3 protein-coding genes are annotated in these 7,323 nt (G+C 38.8%); all 3 read right to left on the minus strand.

Translation table 11 applies throughout. From position 1 onward, the window contains the following. The coding region (locus BB781_RS14925; RefSeq protein ID WP_129582743.1) for a putative Ig domain-containing protein at positions 1-1,614 on the minus strand (1,614 nt) is incomplete at its 3' end. A gap of 231 nt (positions 1,615-1,845) precedes the next feature. Next, positions 1,846-4,287: a PGF-pre-PGF domain-containing protein gene (locus tag BB781_RS14930; RefSeq protein ID WP_164997930.1), complete on the minus strand. Its 2,442-nt coding sequence runs from the start codon at positions 4,285-4,287 to the stop codon at positions 1,846-1,848. 263 nt (positions 4,288-4,550) lie between these two features. Continuing rightward, positions 4,551-7,323 (minus strand): Ig-like domain-containing protein (locus BB781_RS14940; protein ID WP_129582746.1); only part of this gene is annotated, 2,773 nt, incomplete at its 5' end.

The following is a 7,323-nucleotide window of genomic DNA, read 5'->3' on the forward strand; positions in this document are numbered from 1 at the left end:
AACTTCCTTGTTACCTACGGGATCAAGTATTGGTGCTCGGTCAACATTGTTAACAGTAATTGTAATGGTCTCAGAATCGGTAAGGCCATTAGAAGATGCAATGAAATCGACAACATGAACGCCAGAATCATTATAATCAGGAGTCCATGTGAACTCGCCAGTGCTGGCATCAAGGCTAGCTCCGACAGGAAGATCGTTGGCAGAGTAGGTTACGTCATCAATGTCAGAATCAGTTGCTGAGATGGTGAAGCTAAGAAGTTCAGTCTCATCAACTTCCTTGTTACCTATGGGATCAAGTATTGGTGCTCGGTCAACATTGTTAACAGTAATTGTAATGGTCTCAGAATCGGTAAGGCCATTAGAAGATGCAATGAAATCGACAACATGAACGCCAGAATCATTATAATCAGGAGTCCATGTGAACTCGCCAGTTGTTGCATCAAGGCTAGCTCCGACAGGAAGATCGTTGGCAGAGTAGGTTACGTCATCAATGTCAGGATCTGTTGCTGAGATGGTGAAGCTAAGAAGCTCAGTCTCATCAACTTCCTTGTTACCTATGGGATCAAGTATTGGTGCTCGGTCAACATTGTTAACAGTAATTGTAATGGTCTCAGAATCGGTAAGGCCATTAGAAGATGCAATGAAATCGACAACATGAACGCCAGAATCATTATAATCAGGAGTCCATGTGAACTCGCCAGTGCTGGCATCAAGAGAAGAATTGCCAGGCAAATACAATGCAGAATATACAACTGTAACACCATTTGGACCATTGGCTTTTATTGTGAAGGAAAGGAACTCATTTTCATTTACAGACTTATTGCCAATTGGATGGAATTCAGGATGAAGGTCTGCAATTGTTTCATTCACGATAATATTAACATGTGTAAAGTTCACTGCAAAACCATCTGATACTGAAAAATTCGCATTGTGTGTCCCACCATCAAAAGTTGTTGGGGTCCATTTAAAGAGTCCTGTTGTATAATTAATATCATATCCTTCAGGCAAGTCCTCAACATCATAAAAAAGAACATAGTCATCCGCGTCATTTGCATATACAGAGAAAGACAACTCATATCCTATATTCACTGTTTTATCAGAAATACTATTAATATGTGGTGGATGATTGACCCTTACTGAACCATTAAATACGAATTGTGCAGGATACGATATAGCATCATTCCCAAGAGAAACGTCCCGCAGCATAATATTATAGTAACCACTTGTGATTGCCCTGAAGAAAACATCTGCAACCGGAATTGGTTCTTCTGTTGTGATATTTACAGAACCTAAGGTCATATTAGCAAAACCTGTGGAATTATCAATATAGTACGTCATCTTAGAACCAGGTAATTCAGTATTTGCAACTATATCGTCAATGAAAATAGAATGACCCTCAAATGCAATGTCAAGAGACAATGATTGCAAATTACTCACATTTCCAATAAATATGGGTAATGAAAATGATGTATCTGGATTAACTACTATACTCCCCATAGTTACTGACTCATTGGAATGTGCACTGGCGATCACAGACGATACTAGCATTAACAAAACAATACATGTTAAAAGAAAGCGCATCTTTTTACATTTTTCAGTTTCCATCAAGAACATGCCTTACCCCCATAAAGCATTCATATAGGAAGCATAGCTACCTTTAGTTAGACCTGAACATAAAGCGCACTAACCTTATGAAAGGAAGCACTACCACCACTATGAATAAAAGTAATATCTAATAGATTATAAGTTTTTTTAATTACATAAATATGATAATAATACTTAAGTAAAAAAGGATATTTCACCATAAGAAGACAAAAAAGAAATGTGGAAATGAACTTTCAATATTTATTTCTTAATACGCCTGTACCTTTTACCATCCGGATTTCCTATTTGCATGTAGATTTTTTCATACCTGGACTTGTAATTAGTTCCCACTACAGCAACTGCAACAATTAATCCAATAAGTAAGAGGAGGAAAAGAGACTTTTTATTACTCTGAGAAACATCCGTACCCTCCAAAGGAAGCAATTCATCACCAATTGACATTTTAGTTTCATTATAGAATTCATTTTCCATTATTGCAATTTCAGAGGTATCCGGTATAATGATAGCAAACGGTGAAAAGCCTGGAGACTTTGCTTCATAATAGAAATAATCCTCATCTTCATCCATGATTGACGTTTCCAGAGGATTCCACATGCCATCTGAATACCGATATAATTGTACCAATTCAGAATCCCTGCCGTCTAAATAAATCCATGATTTTTCGACCTTGAAATCGATAACGACATTATATATCATGTCAGATGGAAACTTTGAATCTCCAACCCATATGTTAAGATTCTTGTATACATCCCCAACAGGAGCAATTTTTACGAGTGTTGAAGTTCCTCTTAATAATTCTACTACCGCTTTGGTCTGGCCACCATTAAGTCTGGAAACAAAATCAATGGACACAATGTTGTTAGCAGGGTCATCGAACACGAATGTTGTTCTCATATCCTTCATAACAGATTTGATGGAGTAATCTTTTACTTCGATGTTCTCATACTTTTCACCGGTACTCTGAGAACCACCACCACCACCGCCGGAACTGGAACTTGAAGAACTGTCTGATGAAGAAGGCTTAGTAACTGTAATCGAAATCGTTTCATAATCAAAGAGTTCACCATCATTAACATGAAAACTCACAGAATGCGTGCCTAGCTGGGTACTTGAAGGAGTCCACTTGAAAAGAGCTGATGAGCTATTAAAAATAGCACCTGAAGGAAGATCAAGAGCAGCATATGTCAGAACTTCAGCAGTATCGTCATCAGAAACTGATAGTCGAAATTCCAGGGTTTTGTTTTCGATCACTTCCAATGGGCTTATTGAATTGATCTTTGGAGGCATGTTGACATCAATAACAGTTATTGTTGCGGTTGTACTATTACTCAAACTACCGTCAGATACGGTAAACAATACATCGTGCACTCCGGCATCAGAATAACCCGGGCTGCAAATAAACGTATTACCCCTTACGGTTCCAAAGCTGCTGTTTGTTAAGAATGTAAGAGTATCACCATCAGGATCATTTGCACTCATATTAATATAAAGAACACTTTTTTCATTAAGTGAAGAATCACTTACAGGATAAATTGCAGGAGCGCGATTTACATCATTAACTACAATGTCTATTACTTCATAATCCGCATAGTCATAACTACTTCCATCTGAAACTTTGAATTCCACTTTGTATTTACCTGCCTGTTCATATGAAGGAGTCCATGTAAATTGAGCTGAAGAACCGTTAACTTTTAAACTAGCCCCTGTAAGATCACAAGAAAAACTCAACTTATCACCAATGTTAGTATCGTAAGCCGATATTTCAAACGACAGTTCTGAATTTTCATCTACAGATTTAGGTCCCACGGAATTTATTACAGGGGGGGAATTTGAATCTCCAACCACAATCATTGCAGTCTTTGTCTTTAAAGTAAAACTATCATTTACACCAAATACAATGAAATAAATACCTGAAGTATCAGTATTTGTCCATTGGAATAAACCAGTAGTAGTATCAAAAGAAGCTCCATTGGGCAAGCTGCTTATGCATGAATAAGTCAGAATGTCACCATCCTCATCAAAACCATTCAATTGTATAGTAACAGGTTCCTTCTGAAGAACAGAAGTGTCACTTATTGAGAATAATACCGGATTCCGATTGACATTTAAAACAGTTATCCTGACGGTTTGTGTTACTGAGGAAGATCCGTCATTTACGGTGAATGTTATAATATGATCACCTTGAGCATCGTAATCAGGCACCCATGTAAAGACATTGTCCTGAAGAACTCCAAATTCTACATTCTTTGAAAAAACAAGGAGATCATCATCCGGGTCTGATGCTTCAAGTACCAGAGAAAGCAGTTCATTTTCATATACAGTGGTATCAGCAATGGAAGAAAATACAGGTAAACGATTAACGTTGTTAACAACTATCGTGATATATTCTGAGTCTATGTAGCTACCATCAGATACAACAAACTGAGTAAGATAACTGCCTGATTGATTATAGGTCGGCGCCCATTGAAACAATCCCGTGGAGTTATCAAGGTTTGAACCAGTGGGCAAACCTGATGCGGAGAAGACTAGTGAATCACCATCAGAGTCATGTGCAGATAAAGTAAAGGTAAGTAAACTGTTCTCATTAACAGATCTGTCACCTATAACTTCAAGAACAGGAGTACTACTTGCTGCAGAAACAACCGTTATTTGCGAACTTACCAGTAAAAGAGAGATAAACAATAAGCATACTAAACTTGAAGATACTCCTGAATTTTTATGTGTTTTTACATTTGCAATTAAGCAGGCAAGTATCTGCCTTATGAAACTAAAGATAAAATCCCCTCCATAGTTGCTTTACTTTCAGTTTGTGAAAAGATAAGCTTAATGGAATATACATATATAATTATAATATAATGTTGGAATATAGAACAATTGCCTTAAAAATATATACAGCAGATCACTCAAAGACTTTTATAATCTGCTGTAATCGCTTCGTTCAACTTTTATTTAATGCGCCTGTAACGCTTTCCATCAGGATTACCCAACTGCATACGCACCTTTTTATAGTAATCCTTGTTTCGGTAACCAAAGATTCCGATAACCATCAGGCCAATAAGTCCTATGATAAGCATGAATGGGAACCCAGTCTTGCTTTCCTGGGTTGTCTGGGTTATAGGTTCCCCAGGTAATGGATCATCCATTGACATTACCGGATCTGTATTCTCCAGACCAGAGACTGAACCTTCGTCTATCTGTTCTACTGCTGAAGGGATTACACTGGATATGGCAAATGAAGAGAATCCGGGAGTTGTTGAAGTGAAATAGAAATAATATTCATCCTCTCCCTTAACACTAGTTGGCAATTGGACCCAGCCACTTGAATACCTGCATAGAGTAATTGTGGATATATCAATTTCGTTGTCATAAACCCAGCTCCTTTCCACCTTGAAATTGATTTTTGCATTGCCTATAACATCCGATGCAAGATTTGAATCTATATAGATATTCATATTCTTGTAAACAATTCCTGGTGCATCGGAACGTACTTGTGAGGAAGTACCCTTCAGCATTTCAACCACTGACTTGACCTGTCCTCCATTAAGCTTTGAGGTAAAGCCCAGTGAAACGATACTGTTGTTGCCCCCATAGAATGTGAATACGGTATCAGTATCTTTTACAACTGACTTTATGACATAGTCCTTGAGGAGGATGTTCTCATACTTTTCACCGGTAGAACCAGAACCACCACCACCACCGCTGGAACCTGAACTGGAACTTGGACTGGAAGTTGCAGAGGATGAAATGACAGTGATCAAGACTGTTTCTGTATCATTGTATTGACCATCGCTGACACCGAATATCACTGAATATGTTCCCGCTTCACCTTTAACAGGGGTCCAGCTGAACACACCGGTCGAACTGCCCATGGTTGCGTTCGCCGGCTTATTAAGGAGTGAATATATCAGACTATCGCCATCAATGTCTGTTGCGGTGAGATTGATCACAAGCTCATTTGTTTCCTTGACGCTCTTGCTTCCTATAACAGACAATACCGGAGGAGCGTTTACATCATTAACTATAACAGTCACAATTATATTGTCACTAAATCCGCCGTTATCTGTGACTGTGAAGTTTATGTAATAGGTTCCGTTTGATGTTTGGTTTGCAGTATACCCAGGAGTCCAGGTGAATACATTGCCACTTATTGAACCATATGAAACATTAGATTGGAATGTGAGGGTATCCCCATCATCAAGGTCGGTTGCATTGAGTAGAATGTTCAGGGCTTCATTTTCATTAACAATATAAGATGTATCCATGTCGAATGAAGGAGCTCTGTTTACATTAAAAACTGTGATCGTCACAGTTTCTGGTATTGAGAACGTACCATCAGTTACACCAAATGTTACACGATAATTTCCACTTTGATCATAGGACGGTGTCCAATTGAAAGTACCACTGATATTATCAAAGGTAGAACCGGTTGGCAACCCTGATGCATAGTAAGTTATTTCATCATCATCATCTGAAGAACCATTCAATACGAACAATAGATCCTGTCCTTCATTTACCTCTTTTGGACCAATATATTCCAGGCTTGGTGGAGTATTCAATACATCAATTGCAAATACTGTTTCCACAGAGGCAGACAGCTCACCATCAAAGGCAGTAAACTCTACAGAATATATACCTTCATCACCATCAATTGGAGTCCATGTGAATGAACCAGTTGTCTTATCCAAACTGGAATCTGCACTTGCCGGCAGTCCACTGACATTGTAAGTTATTGAGTTCCCATCGGGATCTGTGGCTACAAGGTTGAAAGAAATTATGTCACCCACATTACGGATATAATAAGGTGAGATTGGATTCATAGATGGTGCCCTGTTAGTGTTTGCAACGACGATTGTGACAACTTCCGTATCTGTCATGTAGCCGTCAGATACTGTGAACTCAACATAATAAGTCCCATCCTCATCAAAATCCGGGGTCCATACAAACTCACCAGCAATACTATCCAGTGTACCAAGTGTTGCAGTTGTAGAATATATCAGGGAATTATTGTCAAAGTCAACAGCAGAAATATCCAGAACAAGCTCGCTACCCTCCGATGCATTAACAATTCCAAATGAGGGAAATTCAGGTGCCCTATTAGTATTGTGAACTGTGATTGCAACATACTGGAAATCAGTATCTTCTCCATCGGAGACAACAAACTGAACGGTATATTCACCCTCCTTGTCATAATCAGGAGTCCATGAGAACACTCCGGTAGTAGCATTCAAAGTTGCTCCAGATGGCAGACCACTCATCTGGTAATCAAGATCATTATCATCAAGATCAAATGCTGAGAGAGTAAATTCCAGAGTACTGCCTTCGTTTACGGTCTGGCTTGTAATATCTGTAAGCACAGGTTTACGATTCACATTATTAACTGTAACAGTAATGGTTTCTGAATCAGTAGCATTACCATCGGAAACAGTGAACATGACATCATAGATTCCAGCGTCATCATAACCAGTGTCCCAGCTGAAAACGTTGCCTGCAAGAGTTCCGAAGCTGGCGTTTCTGGAGTATGAAAGATCATTGCCATCAAGGTCGGTTGCATTCAGGATGATTGTAAGGATATCGGTTTCATTTATAGTTCTGTCACCGATCGTCTCAAGTACAGGAGCCTGATTTGCGTTAATGACAGTGATTGTAATGGTTTCTGAATCAGTAGCATTACCATCGGAAACAGTGAACATGACATCATAGATTCCAGCGTCATCATAA

The organism is Methanolobus psychrotolerans, assembly GCF_002243045.1.
Classification (GTDB): Archaea; Halobacteriota; Methanosarcinia; order Methanosarcinales; family Methanosarcinaceae; genus Methanolobus; species Methanolobus psychrotolerans.